This is a genomic window from Methylobacterium sp. J-070, from assembly GCF_022829385.1.
In the GTDB taxonomy this organism is placed as follows: domain Bacteria; phylum Pseudomonadota; class Alphaproteobacteria; order Rhizobiales; family Beijerinckiaceae; genus Methylobacterium.
The window spans coordinates 49,497-71,628 of the sequence record NZ_JAKSXX010000165.1; the positions used below are offsets into that span (position 1 = coordinate 49,497).

24 protein-coding genes and 1 tRNA gene are annotated in these 22,132 nt (G+C 67.6%); 9 read left to right on the top strand and 16 right to left on the bottom strand.

The annotated features are described in order from the left end of the window. The first annotated feature begins 483 nt into the window (after positions 1 to 483). From rpsA to MKL01_RS16245, 4 genes are all read left to right on the top strand, one after another. On the top strand, positions 484 to 2,196 hold the full coding sequence (gene rpsA / locus MKL01_RS16230; RefSeq protein WP_243906241.1) for a 30S ribosomal protein S1: 1,713 nt from the start codon (positions 484 to 486) through the stop codon (positions 2,194 to 2,196). Between the two features lie 534 nt (positions 2,197 to 2,730). Continuing rightward, entirely contained in the window at positions 2,731 to 3,693 is a 963-nt protein-coding gene (gene sppA / locus MKL01_RS16235) for a signal peptide peptidase SppA (protein WP_243906242.1), read from the top strand. Between the two features lie 51 nt (positions 3,694 to 3,744). Beyond that, entirely contained in the window at positions 3,745 to 4,056 is a 312-nt protein-coding gene (locus MKL01_RS16240) for an integration host factor subunit beta (RefSeq protein ID WP_243906243.1), read from the top strand. 18 nt (positions 4,057 to 4,074) lie between these two features. Further along, positions 4,075 to 4,443, top strand: a complete 369-nt coding sequence (locus tag MKL01_RS16245) for a LapA family protein (RefSeq protein ID WP_243906565.1) — start codon at positions 4,075 to 4,077, stop codon at positions 4,441 to 4,443. A gap of 10 nt (positions 4,444 to 4,453) precedes the next feature. On the opposite strand, the gene MKL01_RS16250 is transcribed toward MKL01_RS16245, so the two are convergent. The 9 genes from MKL01_RS16250 to MKL01_RS16290 all read right to left on the bottom strand — a co-directional run bounded on the left by MKL01_RS16250 (position 4,454) and on the right by MKL01_RS16290 (position 14,844). Then, complete coding sequence (locus MKL01_RS16250; protein ID WP_243906244.1) at positions 4,454 to 5,116, bottom strand: phosphoribosylanthranilate isomerase; 663 nt, start codon at positions 5,114 to 5,116, stop codon at positions 4,454 to 4,456. 122 nt (positions 5,117 to 5,238) lie between these two features. Continuing rightward, positions 5,239 to 6,345 (bottom strand): DUF2125 domain-containing protein, encoded by a 1,107-nt coding sequence (locus tag MKL01_RS16255; RefSeq protein WP_243906245.1) that lies wholly within the window; start codon positions 6,343 to 6,345, stop codon positions 5,239 to 5,241. 131 nt (positions 6,346 to 6,476) lie between these two features. After that, positions 6,477 to 6,923, bottom strand: a complete 447-nt coding sequence (locus tag MKL01_RS16260; protein WP_243906246.1) for a hypothetical protein — start codon at positions 6,921 to 6,923, stop codon at positions 6,477 to 6,479. A gap of 142 nt (positions 6,924 to 7,065) precedes the next feature. After that, positions 7,066 to 7,845: a lysophospholipid acyltransferase family protein gene (locus MKL01_RS16265; RefSeq protein ID WP_243906247.1), complete on the bottom strand. Its 780-nt coding sequence runs from the start codon at positions 7,843 to 7,845 to the stop codon at positions 7,066 to 7,068. A gap of 80 nt (positions 7,846 to 7,925) precedes the next feature. Next, positions 7,926 to 8,456, bottom strand: coding sequence for a hypothetical protein (locus tag MKL01_RS16270; RefSeq protein ID WP_243906248.1), 531 nt, complete (start codon positions 8,454 to 8,456; stop codon positions 7,926 to 7,928). Between the two features lie 46 nt (positions 8,457 to 8,502). Further along, positions 8,503 to 11,700: an efflux RND transporter permease subunit gene (locus MKL01_RS16275; RefSeq protein WP_243906249.1), complete on the bottom strand. Its 3,198-nt coding sequence runs from the start codon at positions 11,698 to 11,700 to the stop codon at positions 8,503 to 8,505. Positions 11,701 to 11,807: 107 nt separating this feature from the next. Then, complete coding sequence (locus MKL01_RS16280; RefSeq protein ID WP_243906250.1) at positions 11,808 to 12,962, bottom strand: efflux RND transporter periplasmic adaptor subunit; 1,155 nt, start codon at positions 12,960 to 12,962, stop codon at positions 11,808 to 11,810. A 145-nt stretch (positions 12,963 to 13,107) separates the two neighbouring features. Beyond that, positions 13,108 to 13,428, bottom strand: coding sequence for a rhodanese-like domain-containing protein (locus MKL01_RS16285; RefSeq protein ID WP_243906251.1), 321 nt, complete (start codon positions 13,426 to 13,428; stop codon positions 13,108 to 13,110). Between the two features lie 117 nt (positions 13,429 to 13,545). Then, on the bottom strand, positions 13,546 to 14,844 hold the full coding sequence (locus tag MKL01_RS16290) for a glycosyltransferase family 4 protein (protein WP_243906252.1): 1,299 nt from the start codon (positions 14,842 to 14,844) through the stop codon (positions 13,546 to 13,548). 131 nt (positions 14,845 to 14,975) lie between these two features. On the opposite strand from MKL01_RS16290, the gene MKL01_RS16295 reads away from it, so the two are divergent. Continuing rightward, positions 14,976 to 15,052 (top strand) — tRNA-Pro (locus MKL01_RS16295). 182 nt (positions 15,053 to 15,234) lie between these two features. On the opposite strand, the gene MKL01_RS16300 is transcribed toward MKL01_RS16295, so the two are convergent. Together MKL01_RS16300 and MKL01_RS16305 are read right to left on the bottom strand one after the other, a co-directional pair. Continuing rightward, complete coding sequence (locus MKL01_RS16300) at positions 15,235 to 15,411, bottom strand: hypothetical protein (RefSeq protein WP_243906253.1); 177 nt, start codon at positions 15,409 to 15,411, stop codon at positions 15,235 to 15,237. A gap of 145 nt (positions 15,412 to 15,556) precedes the next feature. Beyond that, on the bottom strand, positions 15,557 to 15,775 hold the full coding sequence (locus MKL01_RS16305) for a hypothetical protein (RefSeq protein ID WP_243906254.1): 219 nt from the start codon (positions 15,773 to 15,775) through the stop codon (positions 15,557 to 15,559). A gap of 150 nt (positions 15,776 to 15,925) precedes the next feature. Between MKL01_RS16305 and MKL01_RS16310 the strand changes: the two genes are divergently transcribed. Beyond that, the gene (locus tag MKL01_RS16310; RefSeq protein ID WP_243906255.1) at positions 15,926 to 16,225 is read left to right on the top strand and encodes a hypothetical protein; all 300 of its coding nucleotides are present in this window, start codon (positions 15,926 to 15,928) and stop codon (positions 16,223 to 16,225) included. Between the two features lie 415 nt (positions 16,226 to 16,640). Here MKL01_RS16310 and MKL01_RS16315 read toward each other — a convergent pair whose 3' ends face one another. The 4 genes from MKL01_RS16315 to MKL01_RS16330 all read right to left on the bottom strand — a co-directional run bounded on the left by MKL01_RS16315 (position 16,641) and on the right by MKL01_RS16330 (position 18,294). Next, positions 16,641 to 17,204 carry a MucR family transcriptional regulator gene (locus MKL01_RS16315; RefSeq protein WP_243906256.1) on the bottom strand — a complete coding sequence of 188 codons (564 nt, stop codon included), beginning with the start codon at positions 17,202 to 17,204 and terminating at the stop codon, positions 16,641 to 16,643. 192 nt (positions 17,205 to 17,396) lie between these two features. Further along, positions 17,397 to 17,567 carry a hypothetical protein gene (locus MKL01_RS16320; protein ID WP_243906257.1) on the bottom strand — a complete coding sequence of 57 codons (171 nt, stop codon included), beginning with the start codon at positions 17,565 to 17,567 and terminating at the stop codon, positions 17,397 to 17,399. Continuing rightward, complete coding sequence (locus MKL01_RS16325; RefSeq protein ID WP_243906258.1) at positions 17,564 to 17,911, bottom strand: hypothetical protein; 348 nt, start codon at positions 17,909 to 17,911, stop codon at positions 17,564 to 17,566. The genes MKL01_RS16320 and MKL01_RS16325 overlap by 4 nt, the downstream gene beginning before the upstream one ends. Then, the gene (locus MKL01_RS16330) at positions 17,908 to 18,294 is read right to left on the bottom strand and encodes a hypothetical protein (protein WP_243906259.1); all 387 of its coding nucleotides are present in this window, start codon (positions 18,292 to 18,294) and stop codon (positions 17,908 to 17,910) included. The genes MKL01_RS16325 and MKL01_RS16330 overlap by 4 nt, the downstream gene beginning before the upstream one ends. A gap of 402 nt (positions 18,295 to 18,696) precedes the next feature. Here MKL01_RS16330 and MKL01_RS16335 point away from each other — a divergent pair, with 402 nt between their 5' ends. Then, on the top strand, positions 18,697 to 18,885 hold the full coding sequence (locus MKL01_RS16335; protein WP_243906260.1) for a hypothetical protein: 189 nt from the start codon (positions 18,697 to 18,699) through the stop codon (positions 18,883 to 18,885). A 29-nt stretch (positions 18,886 to 18,914) separates the two neighbouring features. Here the strand turns inward: MKL01_RS16335 and MKL01_RS16340 are convergent, their stop codons facing one another. Then, positions 18,915 to 19,316: a DUF983 domain-containing protein gene (locus tag MKL01_RS16340; protein ID WP_243906261.1), complete on the bottom strand. Its 402-nt coding sequence runs from the start codon at positions 19,314 to 19,316 to the stop codon at positions 18,915 to 18,917. A 442-nt stretch (positions 19,317 to 19,758) separates the two neighbouring features. On the opposite strand from MKL01_RS16340, the gene MKL01_RS16345 reads away from it, so the two are divergent. Further along, entirely contained in the window at positions 19,759 to 19,998 is a 240-nt protein-coding gene (locus tag MKL01_RS16345; RefSeq protein WP_243906262.1) for a hypothetical protein, read from the top strand. A gap of 319 nt (positions 19,999 to 20,317) precedes the next feature. After that, positions 20,318 to 22,006: an SIR2 family protein gene (locus tag MKL01_RS16350; protein ID WP_243906263.1), complete on the top strand. Its 1,689-nt coding sequence runs from the start codon at positions 20,318 to 20,320 to the stop codon at positions 22,004 to 22,006. Positions 22,007 to 22,132: the final 126 nt, after the last annotated feature.

The following is a 22,132-nucleotide window of genomic DNA, read 5'->3' on the forward strand; positions in this document are numbered from 1 at the left end:
CCGGTCATTTGCCCGCGGACGGCGAGGCCCGTGCCGGCCTCGCCCTGCGCGCAGGGCGAGGGTGCCCACGGCGCAGGCGGCAACCCGGCGAACCCGTATGCGTCACGATGGTACGCGTGAGGCGACGCAGCACGCCCGGTCGAAAACTGCATCTGCGCTCCGCTGAACCGGATTGTTGGTCAAGGACGGCCTTCCAAGCCTCGCCCCGCATCGAGAAAACCGGTCGGTTGAAGTCGTTAAGCCGTTGCTGTATGCAGCGCGCGTCCTCCCGGATCCGCTCTCGCGCGCGCATTGTTGTGCGCCCGCCGAGCCGCCGGATGGACCGCCCTCGTCATCCGTATCGACGCGTCGGCAAGCCGGCTCCCCCGGGACCGGTCGCCTCTCCCCCAAAGGTTCACGGGGTGCGGCCGCGGCGAACGAGGGTGCGTGCAACGCGAGCCGCCGACGCAACGGGCCTCCGACGGAGGCCGTTCAGGAGAGAGAATGACCGCAGGTACCGCTCTGGGGCGCAGCCCGAGCCGCGACGATTTCGCCGCCCTCCTCGAGGAGAGCTTCCTCGAACACGAGATCACCGAAGGGTCCGTCGTCAAGGGTCGCGTCGTCGCGATCGAGAAGGACGTGGCCGTCATCGACATCGGCGCCAAGACGGAAGGCCGTGTCGCGCTGAAGGAATTCACCGGCCCCGGCCGGGAAGGCGAGCTGAAGGTCGGCGACGAGGTCGAGGTCTACGTCGACCGGATCGAGAACGCCCTCGGCGAGGCCGTCATCTCGCGCGACAAGGCGCGCCGCGAGGAGAGCTGGGTCAAGCTCGAGAAGTCGTTCGAGAACAACGACCGCGTCACCGGCACGATCTTCAACCAGGTCAAGGGCGGCTACACCGTCGACCTCGACGGCGCCGTGGCGTTCCTGCCGCGCTCGCAGGTCGACATCCGCCCGGTGCGCGACGTCACCCCGCTGCTCGGCACCCCGCAGCCGTTCCAGATCCTCAAGATGGATCGCCGCCGCGGCAACATCGTCGTGTCGCGCCGGACCGTGCTCGAGGAGAGCCGCGCCGAGCAGCGCTCGGAGCTGGTGGCCAACCTCGAGGAAGGTCAGGTCATCGACGGCGTCGTCAAGAACATCACCGAGTACGGCGCGTTCGTCGACCTCGGCGGCATCGACGGCCTGCTGCACGTCACCGACATGGCGTGGCGCCGCGTGAACCATCCGTCCGAGGTCGTGACCATCGGCCAGACAGTCAAGGTCAAGATCATCAAGATCAATCACGAGACGCACCGCATCTCGCTCGGCATCAAGCAGCTGCTCGCCGATCCGTGGGAGGGCATCGCCGCCCGCTACCCGGAGGGCGCCAAGCTCAAGGGCCGCGTGACCAACATCACCGACTACGGCGCCTTCGTGGAGCTGGAGCCGGGGATCGAGGGCCTGATCCACGTCTCCGAGATGAGCTGGACCAAGAAGAACGTCCATCCCGGCAAGATCGTCTCCACCTCCCAGGAGGTCGAGGTGCAGATCCTGGAGGTCGATCCGGTCAAGCGCCGCATCTCGCTCGGCCTCAAGCAGACCCTGCAGAATCCCTGGGAGGGCTTCGCCGAGAAGCACCCGGTCGGCTCCGAGGTCGAGGGTGAGGTCAAGAACAAGACCGAGTTCGGCCTGTTCATCGGCCTCGAGGGCGACGTCGACGGCATGGTCCACCTGTCGGATCTCGACTGGAACCGTCCCGGCGAGCAGGTCATCGAGGAGTTCAAGAAGGGCGACATGGTCCGCGCCCAGGTTCTCGACGTGGACGTCGAGAAGGAGCGGATCTCGCTGGGCGTGAAGCAGCTCGGCGGCGACCCCTTCGCGGAAGCCGGCGAGATCAAGAAGGGTCAGATCGTCACCTGCGAGGTCATCGAGGTGAAGGATTCGGGCGTCGAGGCGAAGATCGTCGACACCGACATGACCACCTTCGTCCGCCGCGCCGAGCTCGCCCGCGACCGCGGCGACCAGCGCCCCGAGCGCTTCGCCACCGGCGAGAAGTTCGACGCGCGCGTCGTGCAGTTCGACCGGAAGGCCCGCCGGGTGCAGGTCTCGATCAAGGCCCTCGAGGTCGCCGAGGAGAAGGAGGCCATGGCCCAGTTCGGCTCCGCCGATTCGGGCGCCTCGCTCGGCGACATCCTGGGCGCGGCCTTCAACAAGAAGCGCTCCGACGACGATTGAGATCCGGTTCTCGCCCTCCGGCCGTCAAGCCGGGGGCGGATCCTGATCGCGTTCGCCAAGAGACCCGCGCGGGACCCCCGTCCCGCGCGGGTCTTTTTTGGTCTCGGCTTCGCCCGCCGAGGCCCGTCCGGCATCCCGCGTCAGGCGTTTCGAAAAGCGGGTCGCAGGGCGGCAACCGGTCGCGTCCTCCGGGGCCTTTCGCCGCCTCGCGTTTCCCGGCACCGCGCCGCGGTCGGAGTCGAACCTTCCGCGGGCCTGCGATCGGCCGGTTCCGGAGGGGCGGAGGGCGGAGGAGCGGTCCGGGATCGCGCTCCTCGTGCCCGCCCGGGCAATGTCCGCATTGAGGGTCGGGCAGGGGCGTCCGCATTTTCTTCGCCCGGCCCGTATCCACGCCCGCGATAAATGCTCTAGAACACCGGCCTCGCGCGGTGCGGACCGGGCGAGCCGAAAGAAACCAAGGACTTGCCCGGCGCGGGGGCGTTGCTCCCGCACCCCGTCGAGGGGCCGGCCCGGTGCTTTATGGGAAGCCACAGCATGGCAGCTGACGCCGAACTGCTGATCGACCGGCGGCGCCTGCGCCGGAGGTTGTCCCTCTGGCGGGTGCTCGGCATCGGCGGCCTGATCGTGGCGGTCGGGGCCCTCGGTTACCGGGTCCGCAGCGGCGGGGAGGGCGGGTTCGCGGTCCGTCCGCAGATCGCTCGGATCTCCGTCTCGGGCTTCATCGCGGGCAGCGAAGCCACCGCCAAGCTGATGAAGCGGGTCGGCGACTCGGACGCCGTCAAGGGTGTGGTCGTCTCGATCAACTCGCCCGGCGGCACGACCACGGGCTCGGAGGAGATCTTCCGCAACCTGCGGGCGCTGGCCGCCAAGAAGCCGATCGTCGCCTTCGTGGACGGCACCGCCGCGTCCGGCGCCTACATCACCGCCATCGCGGCCGACCACATCGTGGCGCGCGAGACCAGCCTGGTCGGCTCCATCGGCGTACTGTTCCAGTACCCGGACCTGTCGGGCCTCCTCGACAAGGTCGGGGTCAAGGTCGAGTCGGTGAAATCCTCGCCGCTCAAGGCCGAGCCCTCGGGCTTCACCCCGACCACGCCGGAGGCGCGCGCGGCGCTGGCCGCCGTGGTCGGCGACACCTACGCGTGGTTCAAGGGACTCGTGGCCGAGCGGCGCGGCATGGATCCGGGCCAGCTCAGCGCCGTCTCGGACGGGCGGGTGTTCAGCGGTCGCCAGAGCGTGCCGCTGAAGCTCGTGGACGAACTCGGAAGCGAGCGCCAGGCCGTGGCGTGGCTGGAGGCCAACCGCGGGGTCCCGAAGGATCTTCCCGTCAAGGACTGGAAGCCCTCCACGGACAGCGGGTTCTCGCTCTGGTCGGCCGCCGGAATCGGCGCCGATCTGCTGGGCCTCGAAGGCCTCGCCGCGCGTCTCCGGACGGTCGGCGCGGAGGCACAGGCCGCGCAGGGCGGCCTGCTCGCCCTGTGGCGTCCGGAACCCTGAACGCCCGCTCCCTCCGCAGCCCGCCCCGATCCCGCGAGAAGACCGAACGCCATGATCAAGTCGGAGCTCGTCCTCAAGATCGCCGAGCAGAACCCGCATCTCTATCAGCGTGACGTGGAGATCCTGGTCAACGCCATCCTCGACACCATTTCCGACGCGCTGGCCCGCGGCGACCGGGTGGAACTGCGCGGCTTCGGCGCCTTCTCGGTGAAGCGCCGCGAGGCGCGGCGGGGACGCAACCCGCGCACGGGCGCGACCGTTGCCGTGTCCGAGAAGGCGATCCCCGTGTTCAAGACCGGCAAGGAGATGCGCCAGCGCCTCAACGCGGCGGGCATTGGCGAGGGTGCCTCGGCCGCCGAGTAGGAAGGACCTGTGAGCGCGATGATTCGTTTCCTGAAGAGCCTCGTGCTCCTGCCGATCGCCGCCTTGGTGATCCTGCTGGCGGTCGCCAACCGCGCGCCGGTGCGGCTCTCGTTCGATCCGTTCAATCAGGACGCGCCGGTCTTCAGCGTCGACCTTCCGCTCTACGCGATCCTGTTCGGGGCCGTGGCGCTCGGCATCGTGGTCGGCGGCATCTTCACGTGGCTCGGCCAGGGCAAGACGCGGGCCCGGGCCCGGTACCATCGCCGCGAGGCGGTCCGCTACGAGCGGGAGGCCACGCGGCTGCGCACCTACGCCCCGGAGACCGAGACCTCGGGTGCCTACGCCGTCGCCAATACCGGCCGGACGGCCCTACCGGCGCCGCGGTAGCGTCCGGCCTTCAGCGCGCCGCCCGCGCGGCCGCCACGAAGGCGGCGATCTTGTCGGGATCCTTGGCGCCGGGTGCGGATTCGACGCCCGACGAGACATCGACGGCACCGACCCGCGTGCGGGCGAGCGCTTCGGCGACGTTCCCGGCATCGAGGCCGCCCGACAGCATCGTGCCGGGCGGGAGCGCGGCGTCGGCGAGGATGGCCCAATCGAAGCGAAGTCCGTTGCCGCCCGGCAGGATCGAATCCGGTGGAGCCTTGGCGTCCAGCAGGATCCGGTCGGCCACGGCCGCATAGGCCGACACGGCGGCGAGATCCGCCCGCGTCGCGATGCCGAGCGCCTTCATCACCGGCCGGCCGGTGAGGGCGCGGATCGCCGCGACCCGATCGGGACTTTCGCCCCCGTGGAGCTGGATCAGGTCGGGATCCACCGCCGCCACGGCCGCCGCCGCCAGGGCGTCGTCCGGGTCGACCAGCAGGATCACGCGTTCGGCCCGCCCGCGCGCCCGGGCCGACAGGGCGGCGGCCCGATCGAGGGCGACGTGCCGCGGGCTGCGCGGAAAATGCACGAGGCCGATCCAGTCGGCCCCGGCCTCCAGGGCGGCGGCCAGGGTCGCCTCGTTGCTGAGTCCGCAGATCTTGACGCGGGTCGGGATGACGGTCTCGGAGGCCATGTGTCCATCATAGCGGATCGTGCCGCGGCGATCAGCTCTCCGCGCCGGGGATCGGGAACGGTTCGCGCGCCCCGTTCCGACGCGCCCGCGCACCGGACCGATCCCCGGTTCGGCGCTCGCAGCTAATACAGGGCGGGCACGCGGACGTTCGGGATCGGGAACCCGCTGAAGACCAGCTTCCCGTCGACGAGGCGCAGGGGCGGAAGCGCCTTCAGCGGCGCCGAATCCGACGGGACATCCGCCTCCGGACGCCGGCTCAGGCCGAGGAGGCCGCCGACCAGCTGCCCCACCAGCGCCCCGCGCTCCGAGCCCAAGCGCTGGCCGACGATGCCGCCGACCAGAGCGTCGACCCCGGCGGCGCGCAGGTCGATCTGACCCGCCGGGCGGTGGGCGGCATCGAGGCCGAGCGTCCCCTTCGCCTGGACGCGCTGTGCGCCCTTGGCGAGCGACAGGCCGTTGAGATCGAGGGTTCCCCCCGCCTGCCGCCAGCGCTCCAGCTCCCGCGCCACCGTGCCGGTGCGCAGGATCGTGGCCTGCGTGAGGGTCGCGTCCAGGGTCAGGTCGGCCGGCTCCGGCGTGCCGGTGAGTGCGTCGAGCTGCGGCACCGCGGCCTGCATCAGGCGCAGGCTCACATCCACCGCACCCTCCGACTCGTAGCGCCCGGGGCTCGGCCGCGCGTGCAGTTCCAGATGCCTGCCGGCGACGGCGATGGGCCCCGGATCGGCTCCCGTCACCGCAACCTGGGGGGCGTCGATCACCAGTGAGGCCCGGGTGAAGCCCTCGGCGGCGCCGTGGAAGCTGCCCTGCAGGGCCTTCCAGGAGGCGTCGCCGGTCAGGTCGCCCTGCTCGACATGGAACGGGCCGGCACTCTCGAACACCACGAGGCGCGGCTGGTAGATCTGCGCCACCGCGGTGCTCGGTCCGAGCTGGAAGCGCCCATCGGCTCGCTCCAGGGTCACGGCGCTGCAGCGCAGCTCGATGCGGAACGGGTAGCCGCCCAGGGTGCGGTCGGCGCAGGTCCAGGTCCGGCCCGCGGCCGCCTCCCGGGCGATCCAGCCGTCGATCTCGCCGGCGGTGCGCCCGCGGATCCAGAACCAACCGGCCGACCATCCTGCCGCAATCACGGCGAGCAGGATGTACGGCAGGAACAGGCCGAGCCGGGAACGCCGCCAGCCTCGCTTCGGCGGCCTTCCGGTCTCACCGTCCGGCTGCGTCCGATCCTGCACCATCCGCCACGCGCTCCACCCCGTTCCCCGCAGGGACCTCGTGGCCCCGCCTTGAGGCCACGCAAGGGGCGAAACTGGGGCAATGCCGCCGCCGATCGACGGACCGGGTGGCGATTCGCCCCGCGCTGCTTCGATCAGACCTGCGCCGGTTCGACGGTGTCGACCTGAAGATCCTGCACGATCGCCGCCCGCTCGGCCTCGTTCTCGGCGAGGCGATGCACGTGCATCTCGGTCGCACCCCGGAGGCGTACGCGATCGAGCCACGTCCGCCGCAGGTGATCGCGCGGGCTCTCGCGGGAGCTGGCCACCGAGACCATCTCGGCGATCCCGGCATTGTCCCGGCGCACGGCGATCACCACCGCCTGCGCCATCTCGTCGAGGTCGAAGCCTCCGGCGGGATGGACGCCCACCACGTAGCGCCGGCCCGACCGGCCACGCCATGCCGAGAGCGGAAGGGCGGGCGCGCCGCGCAGGCCTGCGGTCGTCTTGAGGCGTTCTTCGCGCACATCCTGCCTCCGGGTGCGATCGTCCTTCAGGTCGCGAAGCGCGGCCGACCAGGACAGGGCTCTTTTGTTCGCCATTTGTTCCAAATTAGCGCGGGATATCCACAGGCGTCAAGGGCGACGCTCCTGATGCAGGAGGTGGGGTTTCTGCCCGTTATCCACAAGCCGCGCCCCTCCGAAACCGGTAGGAAGCGGGCGGCCGGGCGTCAGGCGGACCGGGTCACCGGCGCGGTACCGCGGAGGCCGCGCCCGGGCCCGCCGCGACCGGGCGCGCCGCACCCGCGAGACCCTGGCCTTCCGCTTCGACGAGGGCGTTCGAAGCCGCCTCCAGGCGCTCCTGCGCGACGGACTGGAACTCCTGCCGGGGCAGCCCGGGCGGGATCGGCGGCAGAAACTCGATCACGGCGGTCCCGGGCCGCCGCAGGAGGCTGTTGCGGGCCCAGAACAGGCCGGTGTTCAGCGCGACCGGCAGGCAGGGCACGTTCAGCGCCGTGTAGAGATGCGACAGCCCCTGCTTGTAGGCCGGCGGCGCCCCGACCGGGCGGCGGGTGCCCTCGGGGAAGATGATGAGCTGGCGGCCCTGCCCGATCGCCTCGGCGGCGGCGGCGTTCATGAGGCTCATGGCCCGGCTGCCCTTGGATCGGTCGATCGCCACCATGCCGCCGCGCGACAGGTACCAGCCGATCAGCGGGATGAGCAGAAGCTCCCGCTTCAGGACGTAGGCGAAGTCCGGGAGCACGGTACACAGAGCCAGCGTCTCCAGGGCCGACTGGTGCTTGGCCGCCACCAGCAACGGCCCCGGCGGGATGTTCTCCAGGCCGCGGAACTCCACCCGCGTGCCCGCGATCACCCGCAGCAGCCACAGGGTGACACGCCCCCAGGCGCGGGCCAGCCTCAGCACCGACCGCCCGGAGATCAGCGCCGGCAGGCCGGCGAGGGCCAGGAGCGTCGTCGCGGCGTAGAAGCAGAGATTGAAGGCGAGGGAGCGCAGGGCGAGCATCGGTTTCCGCGTCTTGGCGGCCCTCCTGTAGCGCGCCCGGGCGGCCGCGGCCAAGCGCCGACGACCGTGTCGGCGGGGTTTCAGGGACCGTCGGCGCGGCCACCCTCAGGGACCAGGCCGGCACCGCGTCCGGCGACCAGCCAGTAGACCAGACCGGCGCTCGCGCCGACCACGAAGAGAATCAGCGTCAGGCGCGCTTCCGCGACCGAGACCCCGCTCGCGAGCCCGGGATCGAGACCGCCTCCGCCGGAGCGCACGGCGCCGCGCAGGAGCCAGGGGAGGGCGGCGGTCAGCAGGCCGCAGCCGGCCCCGTACCAGAGGAGGCCGCGCCGCCCGAGGATCTCGCCCCCGAGGCCGATGAGCGCCGGGGGGGCGAACAGCAGGACGAACAGCGCCTGGGCGAGGCCGGCGACGAACAGGACCAGCCCCTCGGGAGGCAGCCCCGCCGACAGGTCGGACAGCGCCATGTCGAGGCCGGCGAGGGCGCCTCCGGCCAGCCAGGCCTGCGCGGCCGGGTCGACGATGAGCGCCAGGACCAGGACGGCGAGCCCCGTCGGGACGGCGAGCAAGAGGGCGAAGATCCCGAGGATCAGGCGGCCGAGGGCGTGCATGGCCTCAGCCTCTACACCCGGCGCCCCCGTCCGTCGCGCGCGCGCCTCAGCCGTGGGCGGGGGCAGCGCCGCCGGGATCGCCGTGCGTGTGCTTCTTGCGGAACCGTCCGAGCCAGATCGAGAGGTGACGGATCACCACGTAGAAGACCGGGGTCAGGAACAGGCCGAAGAAGGTGGCGCCGATCATCCCGAAGAACACCGCGGTGCCGAGCGCCTGGCGCATCTCGGCCCCGGGGCCGGTGGCGATCACCAGCGGCAGGGTGCCGAGGATGAACGCGAAGGCGGTCATCAGGATCGGGCGCAGGCGCAGGCGGCAGGCCTCCACTGCCGCCTCGACCGGGCCGCGATGCTCGCGCTGCTCGATGTCGTGCGCGAATTCCACGATCAGGATCGCGTTCTTGGCCGCGAGGCCGATGAGCACGATCAGGCCGATCTGGGTCAGGATGTTGTTGTCCTGCCCCCGGAACTGCACGCCGGCCAGGGCGGCGAGCACGCCGGTCGGCACCACCAGCAGGATCGCCAGCGGCAGCGCCCAGGATTCGTACTGCGCGGCCAGCACCAGGAAGACCAGGAGCACGCCCAGCGCGAACACCGCGCCGGCGGTGCCGCTCGCGGCCTTCTGCTGGTAGGCGATCTCGGTCCAGTCGTAGGCGTAGCCCTCGGGCAGCGCCTTCTTGGCGATGTCCTCCATGGCGGTCAGCGCCTGGCCGGTGGAGACGCCGGGCTTGGCCACGCCCTGCACCGGCACCGAGTAGTACAGGTTGAAGCGCTGCACGATCTGAGGACCGGTCACGTCCCGCACGGAGGCGAGCGTGCCCATCGGCACCAGGGCTCCGGTGGAGGAGCGCACCTTGATCTGCGAGATGTCCTGCACCGAGGTGCGGAACGGCGCGTCGCCCTGCAGGCGCACCTGGTAGATGCGGCCGAGCGTGTTGAAGTCGTTGACGTAGGTTCCGCCGAGATCCGCCTGGACCGACGAGAACACGTTCGCCAGCGGCACGTTCAGCATCCGCGCGATGGTGCGGTCGATGTCGAGGAACAGCTGCGGCGTCGAGTTGTCGAAGGTCGTGAACACGCGCTGCACGTCGGCGCTCTGGTTCGCCTGGGCGATCACCTCGCCGGCCGCGGCCATCAGCGGGCCGATCTCCGAGGATTGGCGGCTCTCGATCTGCATCTTGAAGCCGCCGCCGTTGCCGAGGCCGCGGACCGGCGGCGGCGGAATCACGATCACCCGGGCCTCCTGGATGTCCGAGGTGGCCTTGAGGACGTCGCCGGTGATGACCGCCGCGCTCCGGCCGACGGTGGCGCGTTCCTTGGCGCCCTTCAGCGTCAGGAACATCACCCCGGCGTTGGTGGTGTTGGTGAAGGTCGCGCCGTCGAAGCCCGCGATGATCACCGCATTGGCCACGCCGTCGACCGTGCGGGCCTGCTTGGCGGCGCGCAGGATCACCTCCGTCGTCCGGTCGAGGGAGGCGCCGGAGGGCAGCTGCACGACGCCGATCAGGTAGCCCTGGTCCTGGTCCGGGATGAAGCCCGTCGGGGTCGTCTGCGCGAGGTGCAGCGTGCCGGCGATCACCGCCGCGTAGACGAGCAGCATCACGCCGAGGCCGACGAACCCGCCGGTGAGGACGCGGATGGTCCGTCCGTAGGCATTCGAGGTGGCGTCGAAGGCGCGGTTGAAGCCGTTGGCCAGCCAAGCCACGAACCGCGTCAGGAAGAATTTCGGCTCCTTGCGGGCATGGTGGGGCACCAGCAGCAGCTTGCAGAGCGCCGGCGACAGGGTCAGCGAGTTGAAGGCCGAGATCAGCGTCGAGGCCGCGATCGTCAGCGCGAACTGCTTGTAGAACTGACCCGAGATGCCCGGGATGAACGCCGTCGGCACGAACACCGCGGCGAGCACGAGCGCGATGGCGATGACCGCGCCGCCGACCTCGTCCATGGTCTTGTGGGCGGCGTCGCCGGACGACAGCCCCTCGGCCATGTTGCGCTCGACGTTCTCCACCACCACGATGGCGTCGTCGACCACGATGCCGATGGCGAGCACCAGCCCGAACAGGGTCAGGTTGTTGAGCGAGAAGCCGAAGGCCGCCATCGCCGCGAAGGTGCCGATCAGCGACACGGGGATCGCGATGACCGGGATCAGCGCGGTGCGCCAGCTCTGGAGGAAGACCAGCACCACGATGACGACGAGGCCGACCGCCTCGAACAGGGTCTTGTAGACCTCCTGGATCGACTCCTCGATGAACTCGGTCGGATTGTAGGCGATCCGGTACTCGACATCCGGCGGGAAGTTCTTCTTGACCGTCTCCATCACCTTCTTGACCGACGCCGCGGCGTCGAGGGCGTTGGTGCCGGGCCGCTGGAACGCGCCGATGCCCACCGCCGGGGTGTCGTTGAGGTAGGAGTTGGTGGTGTAGTCCTTCTGCCCCATCTCGACGCGGGCGATATCCTTGACCCGGACGAGGCGCCCGTCCTGCGCCTTGATGATGACCTCGGCGAATTCCTCGGGGGTCCTGAAGCGCGCCTGCGACTGCACGACCAGCTGGAAGGCCTCGCCCTTGGCGGCGGGCGGCCCGTTCAGCTGGCCGGCCGCCACCTGGACGTTCTGCTCCTGCAGGGCCGTTGTGACGTCGGTGACCGAGAGGCTGTAGGCCGCGAGCTTGTTCGGATCGACCCAGATGCGCTCGGCGTACTCGTTACCGCCGAAGATCGTGATGTCGCCGACGCCATCGAGGCGCAGCAGCTCGTCGCGGATGTTCAGGTAGATGTAGTTGGCGAGGTAGTTCTGGTCGTAGGTCTTGTTCGGCGAGAGCAGGTGCACGACCAGCATCAGGTCGGGCGAGGCCTTGCGCACGGTGACGCCGAGGTTGCGCACGTCCGGCGGCAGGCGGGGCTGGGCGACCGAGAGCCGGTTCTGCACCAGCACGTTGGCGATATCGAGGTTGGTGCCGACCTTGAAGGTCACGGTCAGCAGCATGTTGCCGTCGTTGGTCGACAACGACGTCATGTAGAGCATGTTGTCGACGCCGTTGACCTCCTGCTCGATCGGCGTCGCGATCGTGGCGGCCACAGTCTCGGCGTTGGCGCCCGGGTAGGAGGCGCGCACGGTCACGGTCGGCGGCACGATCTCGGGGTACTGCGAGACCGGCAGGCTCTCGTAGGCCACGAAGCCGAGGATCAGGAACACGATCGACGTGACGGACGCGAAGATCGGCCTGTCGACGAAGAAATGGGCGAAACGCATCGGTCAAACCTCTGAGGCCCGCCGGTCTCCCGGTCGGGGCCCTGCGTCGTCGGTGCGGCGCGCGCCGTAGGGCACGCTCGAAGGCGGTCGCGTCGAGCCCGTCGGGCTCACGTCTTGCTCGGGGGCAGCTCGACGGTCTCGGGCGTCACCTTGGCGCCGGGGCGGACCCGGGAGATGCCGTTGACCACCAACGTCTCGTCGCCCTTCAGCCCGGACTGGATCACCCGATAGCCGTCGACCTTCGGCCCGAGGACCACGTCCTTCTGCTGGACGGTGTTGTCGGGGCCGATCAGGTAGACGATGCGCTTGTCCTGGTTGGCCGCCACCGCCTCGTCGGGGATCAGCACGCCCTGGTACGGCTTGGTCGCCGGCATCGACACGATGCCGAACAGGCCGGGCTTGATGAACAGGTCGACGTTCGGCACCGTGGCGCGCAGCAGGATCGTGCCGGTGGCGGTGTCGACGCGGTTGTCGACGAAGTCCAGGGTACCCTTGCGGGTCGGCTTCGCCTCGCCGGACAGCGCGATCTGAATCGGCACGCCCTTGCCCTGCTGGGTCTGTCCCATGCCGATGCCGAGGCTGCTCTGGTACTTCAGGAACGATTTCTCGTCGACGGTGAAGCTGAAGTAGATCGGGTCGAGGGAGACGATCGTCGTCAGCATCGTCTGGTCGGCGCTGACGATGTTGCCCTCCGTCACCAGCCGCCGGCTGATCCGGCCGTTGATCGGCGCCTTCACCTCGCTGAAGTCGAAGTTGAGCTGGGCGTTGTTGAGCGCGGCCTGGGCGCTGTCGACATCGGCCTGGGCAGTCTGCTGGGCCTGCCGGCGCTGGTCGGTGACCTGCTCGGAGATGTTGCCGCTCCGGGACAGGGTCTGGGCACGCTCCAGATCGGTCTGCGAGAAGGATTGGCGCGCCTTGGCCGAGGCCAGCGCCGCCTGCGCCTGTTCCAGGGCCGCCTTGTAGGGGCGCCGGTCGATGACGAACAGGACGTCGCCCTTCTTGACGGTCTGGCCGTCCATGAAATTGATCTTTTCCAGGTAGCCGGTGACCCGGGCTCGGACCTCGACGTATTCGATCGGGTCGAACCGGCCGGTATACTGGTCCTGCTCGACGATCTGTCGGACGACGGGCTTGGCGACGGTGACCTTGGGCGGCGGTCCGCCCGGCGCCTGCGCCGCCGCGGGCGTCGCGAGCGAGCCGACCGCGAGGCCGGCGGCCAGGGTTGAGAGCACGGTGAAGAGGCTGGTAAGCCGGCTGCGCATCGGGTCCTGCTGTCCGTTGGCCGACCCGCCGGTCGCGCCGAGCTTGACGATTGTTACGCCGCCAGAGCGCCGTAACCTGCGGGAAACCCTGTTGCTTGTGCGCGAGCGCACATCACGGCCCCGCGAGGTGGATTGCCCGGCCGATCTATTCGATCGTCTCGCCGGCGCCGTACCAGTCCTTGAAGCCACCCCTGTAGTGTTCCGCGATGTCGAGGCCGGCGTTCTGCGCCGCCATCAGCGCGTGGATCGACCGCACGCCCGACGCACAGGAGAAGACCGGTCTCCGGCCATCCGCCGATACGAGCTCCGCGAGCGCGGCGGGGTCGAATTCCGACAGGGGGTGCGAGACGGCGCCCGGGATGTGTCCGGACGCGTATTCATGCTGCTCGCGAACGTCGATGACCAGCATCGATCCGTCGCTGAGCCCGCGCTTGACCGTGTCACGATCGAGGTCGACCACCCGCATCTGCAGGATCTCCGTTCCGCGCGGTGTTGGACGAGGCTGCGGACTGACGGAATTCCATATGCGTCAGGCCGAAGCGGCGCAACTCGATCGGCCCGTCCCACCCGGCAGCTGCCGGCCTTAGAGCGCCGCCAGAGTCGGTCCCACGGCGGCGAAATGCGCATCCCAGCTCGGGGGCACGTATCCGTCGAGCCGACCGGCGAGTTCGGCCCGGACTGGGGAGCCCGGCTGCGCCAGCGCCTCGATCGCCGCGGCCCAGCCCAGGCCGTCCAGCGGGTCGCAGAAGTGCGCGAAGCCGTCGGCGATCTCCCGATGGACCGGGATGTCGGAGGCGACCACCGGCAACCCGCAGGCCGCGGCCTCCACCACGGGTATCCCGTAACCTTCCGCGAACGACGGCATCAGCAGCGCGGTGCAGCTGCGCATCAGCGCGGCCAGGCCGTGGGTGGACAGACCCGTGACCTCGACCGCGTGGGCGCGGACGCCCGGGCAGCGCTCCAGCATGTCGATGGCGCTCTCGGCCTCCCAGCCGCGGCGCCCGACCACGACGAGGCGGGGGGCGGCCCCGCCCTGACGCTCGGCCAGGAGCCGCCAGATCTGGAACAGCAGGAGGTGGTTCTTGCGCGACTCGATGGTGCCGCACACCAAGAAGGTGGGCCGGTCCGGGGAGAACCGGGTCCCGTTCGGGCCGAAGGCGTCCTCGACGCCGAGATGGCCGACCGCCACCGGAGGGCGGCCGAATCCCGCGGCGGCGAGGTGTTCCAGGGTGCTGCGTCCGGTATCGACGGAGTTCACCAAAATGGCGGCGGCATGCCGCCCGATCGTGCGCATCCGCGCCCGGTGGCGGTCGGCCTCGCCGGTCCGGCCGTATTCGGGATGGGTGATCGGAATGAGGTCGTGGACGAAGAAGGCCGCGCGGACATCCCGCCGCGTGTACAGCCAGTCGAAGCGGCGGGGGTTGTCGAGGCGCAGGTGCGACGTGTGGAGATAGAGCGCGTCCCGCGGCAGGGCGGCGATCGGCCGGCTCCGCAGGGCGATGGCGGCGGCGGTCCGCGCCTGGATCCGGCGCCGTTCGGAGGCGGCGCGCGGATCGGCCGAGGCGCCGGGCGCCGGATCCCGGGCCGCTCCCGCGGCGGTCGGATCGCCGCAGCGCGCCGCGAGCCCGCGGTAGACCGGGTCCGCCGCCGCCGGGCGATCCTCGACCCAGCCGGCGGCCACGGCCTCGACGATCGCCAGTGCGCCCTCGCGATCAAGGATCCGCGGGCCGTACGCCGTGGAGACGATGCCGAAGCCGGGGGTCGAACGGCCGAGGAAGGCGCGCGCGTAGGCGAGGTCGACGCGGTCGATCCCGGACGGGCTCGGATGACGCAGGCGCGTGACGAGGCGCGTGAGATCGAAGGCGATCGGTCGGTCCGTCATGATCCTCAGGGGCGGCGGGGTCGCACGCCACCCGTAGCGAGCCGCGCCCGCCAGAGCCAGTGCTTCCGGTCCGATCGAAGGGGTTGCACAGCCGCAGCCCGGGGGCTAAGAGCCCGGTGCCCATGTGGCGTCGGAGTGTAGCGCAGCCCGGTAGCGCACCTGTCTGGGGGACAGGGGGTCGTCGGTTCGAGTCCGGCCACTCCGACCAAAATACCTTAATCATTGCAGGGTTTTATGCGAGGCGGCCGCGGGGCCGCCTTTCTCGTTTCTGAGCGTGGGGGTTCAGCGGGGGTGCAGATTTTTCGTTGGGGATCGCCGGGATCCTGAACCCCAGCCGCACTCCATGATCAGCTCAGCGCCATCAGAGCAGAATGACGAAGCCGCTGGCGGTCACGACCCTTTCGACCACAGCAGGAAGCCTGTCGCGGCCAGCAGGAGCCATGCGGCGATGTGAGCGATGCCGGCCGCGGGCATTCGCTCTTCATGACGATCGTGGGCGGCCTCCGCCAGGATCGCTGAGCACAGCGCGGTCTCAAGGCTTAGGACCGCGGCCAACCACGGCGACATGAAGCTGCCTCTCGATATGCGACCTCTCTGTCTTAGGGAGCTCTTGCCCGCGGGCAGAAGTGTGGCTCGCCGGTCCACGAACAGGCGTCCCGCCGCTGCGGCATGGTAGCCGCAGCGGCGCTACAGTTTCAGCCCTCGGCGCGTCCTAGACCGCGCGCCAGAGGTCTGGCTTCTTCTTATCATTCAGATGCCGAACGCGGGCGACGTGCGGAGTGTGACCGTTATCCTTAGCCCACTTGATCGCGGCTGCCTGAGTGCTGGCGGTGTGCAGAACATGGTCGCCAGCGGTCTCGACAACGTAGTCAGAGATCGCTGTCCCTTCAGGCCGGCCCTTGGGACGAGCTTCGACGAAGACACTGCTCATTAGTTTCCTCCATCGTTTTGGGCACTCAGCCTACGGTGATGAGGCGCAACCTCAAGGATCGTGCACTGCATTCGCTGTGGATGCTGCACCAGAGCGAAAGTCGCACATGACGAATCGATCGCCGCCGCGCATCGGGCGCAGGCTGACGCTTTGGAGATCGAGGCGCAGGCCAAGCGCCGGCTGGCCGATGAGTACGACGCCGCGCAGCAGCGAGGCGAGGTGGCTACCCAGTCTCGCGGGGGCGCCAACATCGCAGACGGTGTTTCAGACGGGAACACCGTTGCTACCGTCACCGACCTGGGCCTGACCCGCAAGCAGGTGCACGAGGCCCGGCAGCTGCGCGACGCGGAAGCGGTCGCCCCGGGCGTGATCCGCCGCATGCTCGAAGATCGGCTACCTCTCTCATTCAGGCAAATGCGGATCAATCACGCGCTCAAGGAGTTGGGTTGAGACGAGAACAGTCCGATTATCCGATCAATAGGCGACTGATTATGATCAGAACAATTCTTGCAGCAACATTCGCAACTGCCCTTGCGGCACCGGCCATGGCACAAGCTACTGTCGAAACGCCGCGGGATACGACCGTCGTTGTTCCACCTAGCGCACCGGGCGTTGTGACACGGCAGAGCGGCTCGACGGGTGCGCCTGGTGCGGGCACCTACTCCCCAACTGGTCGCGCTGCGGACGGTATGTCACCGGACTCGGCCGCCGGCGGCAATGCAGGCCAGCCCTCGCGCGTTGGATCTACAGGCAGCACGGGTGGTGGCGGCAGCGGCCAGTAACGCCCAGCCAGAGAACGCCACCCATAAACAGCAGGGCCCCGGCCGCACAAGCGGTCCGGGTCTTCTGTTGCGGAGATGCTGACCTACTCGGCTGCAGCGGCCTTCTTCGACTTGCGGGCCGTGGCCGGCTTCTCGGACGGCGTAGCAGCCGGCTCGGCGGCCTTCTTCCGGCCGCGGGCCTTCGGCACCTCGGTGATGGTCTCAGCCGTGTTCGCAGTCTTCGCCGCCGCCTTGTTCTGGCCAAGGCCGTTGCTGCGGGCGAACGCAGCGCGCATGGCCGAGTAGCTGGCCGCTGTCGTCGGATAGTCGCGCGGAAGGCCGAAGCGCTCCCGGTACTGCTCGATCGTCAGGCCGTTGCCGGTCAGATGCCGCTTCAGGGTCTTGTACGGCTTTCCGTCGAGGAAGCTGATCAGCGCGTCGGGCGTGATCGATTTCCGGATCTGCGCAGGCGTCAGCTTCTCCACCTTGGGCTCGGCGGAAGCAGAGCCGCTGTTGAGGCCGGCGATCGCCGCGTGAACCTCGGCCAAGAGAGCCGGCAGGTCGGCCGGTCGCACGGAGTTGTTCGACACGTATGCCGCGACGAGGCTGGCGGTGAGCTCGATGAAATCGGTCTGATCCGAAACCGGGCTTGATGTGCTCTCGTTCATGTTCGCCTCCAGGATGTGTGTATGCGACGAACGCGACGACATGGGCGGATAGTCAAGGTCACATTTTCGAGAAACAGCCGATTACGTCAGATATCTACCGGTTTTGCGGTCAATTTCTTGCACACAACAGCATGCGACCTATCCGGAAGGGGAAAGAGCCCCGGCCCGCTCAGGCGGCCGGGGCTGTCTCCTTCAGTGAGGCATGCGGGTGAGGCCAGCGGCGCGCCAATCTTCATCCGTCAGCTGGACCGCGGCGAGGCCGTAGGAGGCCTCGTACGCGGCCAGCCGCCGGTTGAGCGTCTGGAGGGCCCAGCGGACCCGCCGCAGGCGCCAGGCGTGCAGTAGGAGGCCGAGCGGGCTCATGGCCACACCTTCCCACGCCAATCGCACCCGACTGCGCTCAGGACGAGCGCGGCGCGGGTCGATGGCCCGGGCAAGGCTTTCCAATCCACGCCGTCGGGGAAGTGGAAGCCCGTCGCTCCGGTGCCTTGAGGGACGTACCGGTCCGCATTCGGCTCGCCCGGCCACACCTCGTGGCAGAGCACGCGACGCTCGGTGCTAAGCCATTCCATGTAGGTGTAGAGGAGCTGATCAGAGACGGGCTCTGCCACGGCCGTGGGTTGGCCGATCAGCGACACGCCGCCGCCGATGAGCGGGAGCGTGGTGAGGCCGCGCAAGAAGCCGCGGCGGGATCCGGCGGCGCTCATGCTGCGCCCCCGTTGCGGAAGGCCTGCCAGCCGTCGCCTGTCCACTCTGGCGCCGTTTCGTCGCTGTCCGCGTCGTCCTGCTCTCGATCGTCGTTCGATCCCTCAGCCCAGGGCCGCTGGTCGCCACGGAAGCAGACGGCAATGCCCTCCGGATAGTTACAGCGGCGGAAGAGCGGCGGGTTGCCGACCGTCTCCGAGCTGCCGAGGCTTGGCTCGAAGTCGGCATCGCCGTCGAGGGCGTCGAGGAGGGAGAGGCACCGGTCGACCCGGTCGAGGTCGGCCTCAATTTGGCGGGAGATGGCGGCGCGCAGGTCCGCGAGGCGCGCGCGGTCCAGCGCGTGCGCGGCCGCCCGGGTGGGCAGCACAGGTGTGTGGGCGTTCATGGGTACGGTCTCTGTGTGAGGACCGGCTTCTCACGGCCGGCGCTCGATCCAAATTTGGATCGAGCTCGCCAGCGAACGGCACTGGCGCCGGGAGTGTGAGAACACGCCACAGAGAACGTGCGCCACGGCCTTCCCCTTTCGGGTCTTGTATAGCCGTGGCACTCCCGACATAGTGCTGTCGTTCGCGCTGCACGACTATGTGCGGCACGTTCGTTAAGCGTCGGTTCTCCCTGGCAGGAAAGCCTTCGCTCTGTGGCTGTGACGCCAGCCCCTGGCAGGGCTCGTCACGGGAGGTCTCACGCTCCACAGGCATAGTTACCGCGGAACCCGCCGGGCGCAAGCCGGGGCGGGTTTTTCGTTTTCGCATAGGGCAAGGGACACAAAGTCCCGCGAGGGACGGAAATGCCGAAGGATGCCAAGCCGGCCATGCCGGTTGAGGCCATGGCTATCGTCACGGTGACGATCGTGGTGGCCGCCACGCTGTTCCAATGGGTGGTGATCTCGCCCGAGCAGCCAGAGCTTGCACTGGTCAAAACGTTTGTCGCCAGCGGAGCCGCCACAGTCCTGCACTGGCCGTTCCGGGCTGGATAATCTCTTTTACTCACAGCAGGTCGCGGGTTTCAGCTAGGATCCCGCGTTTGAGGCATTGGCCTCGCGATACGTCCCTCTTCAGCCTTGTGGACATACTGCTCGGCCACGAGCCAGCCCTTGAAGAAGCGCAGCGGCAGGGTGCAAGCGATCAGAACGATCGGCAGGGTCGTGACGGCGTGTACCCAGATCGGCGGCGAGTATGTCAGCTCGAGCCAGACACCGAACGCCGTCGCCGGTATCGCCGCAGTCATCATCACGAAGAAGGCCGGACCATCCGCTGGGTCGGCAAAGCTGTAATCCAGGCCGCACGCATCGCACCTTGGGGCAAGCGAGAGGAACCCTCGGAACAGATGTCCACGCCCACAACGCGGGCAACGGCTCCGAACCGCCACCCACAACGGAGACTGAGCGGCGTAGGAGGACTCTGGCATGGGCGATCTCCAGAACAGCAGCCGTCACGGCCTGCTGCCTCGTCGATCTTACCAGCCGAGGATCTGTTCCCGGCAAGCCACCGATTGTCCGCGCTTTCAGAGCTGAGCATCCAGATTGTCCCTTGGATCCGTTTGAGCGTAGGACCGGTGGATGGGTCAGCCGCCTCTCCGAACCCGTTTGGTGCTGGCGGCTCTCGCAATCACGGTGACGGCAGGTCTGGCGGATTGGGCGTTCGTGTCGCCAGACGATCCGTTCTGGGCCTTATTCAGCGCCGCTCTAGCCGGCGGATCGGCCACGGCGTTCATCCTGCCGCTCCTCTTCCCGTGATGCTCGACGCAGCTCTCCTTGGCTCGACAACTCTCCTTTGGATATGGTGAAAGCGTCGTTGCGCCGCCTCTGCTGATGGCATCTCTGGCTTCTGCGACAGCGGCCGAGATCCCGATGACCTATACCCTCCACCGCCTTGCGGCCGGCAGCTACGATCTGATCCTGCAGGGCGCGATCGTCGGTACGGTGGTGCGCGAGGTCGCGAGAAACGGGGAGGTCCGCTGCTGGTATGCGGAGTTGCTGAGCCCAGCTCCGCCCCTGCCGGCGCCCTTCGCGCACGAGGCGCACCGGTTCGATACGCTGGAGGCGACCGTCGCTTGGCTCGGTGGCGCGACCGTGCAGGAAGGCGGCTGATCTGGCAGCCTCGTGGATCGCTTTGCGGGTCAGGCCAAGATTAGCAGCAGCTGCCGCCGGAAAGTCGTTCTCCAATGGAACGACTTTCGGCCGGCCGGTGCGCTGCCCAACCTCGCCCCGTTCTTGCGCAGCGTCGTACTCGTCAGCGAACCGGCGCTTGGCCTGCGACGATAAAACGGAGGATGAGGTGCCCGGGTAATTTCCAACCGACGGTTGCGGCGCCTAACCTCGGCATCAACCCGCCACGCCCGAGGTTTGATCAATGCTTGAGCTTGAACCTTTCGACTCACTTGCTCTCTCGCTCCACCACGGTCCCGGGGTGTTCGCCTTACTGATCGGCTCTGGGCTTTCGCGAGCCGCGGGCATACCAACCGGATGGGAGATCACGTTAGACCTGATACGCGCGCTTGCTGCTCTGAATGATACGACAGAAAGCGACGATTGGGCCAAATGGTATAAAGAGAAATACAATGTTGATCCGAGCTACTCAGATATTCTCGACAAAATCGCGTCTACCCCAAGCGAGCGTCGCAGCATCTTACATAGATACATTGAGCCGGCAGAGGGCGAAGATACCCGTCGCCCTACAAAGGCTCACCGAGCCATCGCCAAGTTGGTGCAAGACGGAGCCATTCGCGTCATAATCACAACTAACTTCGACCGACTGCTTGAGAACGCTCTTAGAGAAATCGGCATCGAAGCGACGATAATCGCTAGCGACGATGCAATTTCTGGCGCGGTCCCGCTTATACATTCTCGTTGCACTATCATTAAGGTTCATGGCGATTACCTCGATAGTCGCATAAGAAACACCGATGCAGAACTGGAGGGTTATTCATCAGAGATGAATAACCTCCTCGACGAGGTTTTCGACCGATTTGGGTTGATTGTCGTGGGCTGGTCAGGGGAGTGGGATACGGCACTTCGAGCCGCTCTTATGCGCGCGCCGAGCCGCCGATACCCGATGTATTGGGCTGCGCGAGGAGCAGTCGCATCATCAGCGGCTGATCTCGTAATTCATCGCGGGGGGCGCTCCTTCTCCATATCAGATGCGGACGCGTTCTTCTCTCGTCTATCCGACACGGTAGATGCGCTACGTAGCGCGAACCGCGCGCACCCCAGCACTGTCGCCATGGCTTTGGCCTTGGCGAAACGATACTGCAGAGATGATCAGTTTGGTTTAGAGTGGGCAGAACTGCTTGCCAACGAAGCCAAAAAGATCCGTGATTACATCAATGGACCCCAATATCCATCTGCCCACCCAACGCCCGAAATCTTGAACGATCTTGTAAACGCTGTAGTTGCAAAGACGGAAACGTTGCGTCGAATCTGCATGCTGTGTGCGCGCTGGGGCACAGTAGAGGCCAGCAAGGCGGCAATCAAAACTGTTCGCTCGCTCGGCATGCGTGGAGAGTTACGAGGCGGGTACACCATCTATTCTGAAATGCGCGATCTGCCCGCGTCTCTTTGCTTCTACTGGCTACTCGCTGGCTCCCTAGCACGAGAGAGCTGGCTGCGAACCGCCCAAATCCTCCACGAAAAAATCAAGAGAGATGACGAATTCGAGCGGTTTGTAGATGCGCTAAATATTTATGCCATACAATCAAATAATTGGAAGTTTCTAAAAGGCCTTGAAAACCGAAAGACACCAGCAAGCGATTTTCTTTTCGCTTTACTGGAAAAAGAAGTCCCAGATATAAACTATAATCCTCAGGAAACTGAGGATCTGTTCAATCAGCTGGAGTTTATAATAACTGCGGATTTTGCGCATCGTCGCATCAGGAAAGTGGAAGAAGGAACAGGACCTTGGTTCTGGGCGCCTCTTGGGAGGTATATGTGGAGGGGTCGATACACCCGAGAAATGTCCTCTCCGATCGATCTTCCAAACTTACGAGATGATAGTCCAATTTTGAAAGCAGGTTTATTCGGCGGAACCTCCGCAACGGCTAAGAAAGTCGCTCTGGAATTGGATGGGTTCTTCAAGCGGAATGCCGGGTCGTTCTACTAAATATAGGCTTGGCCCACCAACGTCTTGCGCTTCACAATCCGCCAAGCATCTGTGGATGCGCAACATACGGCTTGAACCGCGCGCTGAGCCCGTTGTTGACCGATCAAGGCGCCCATTCGGACTGGA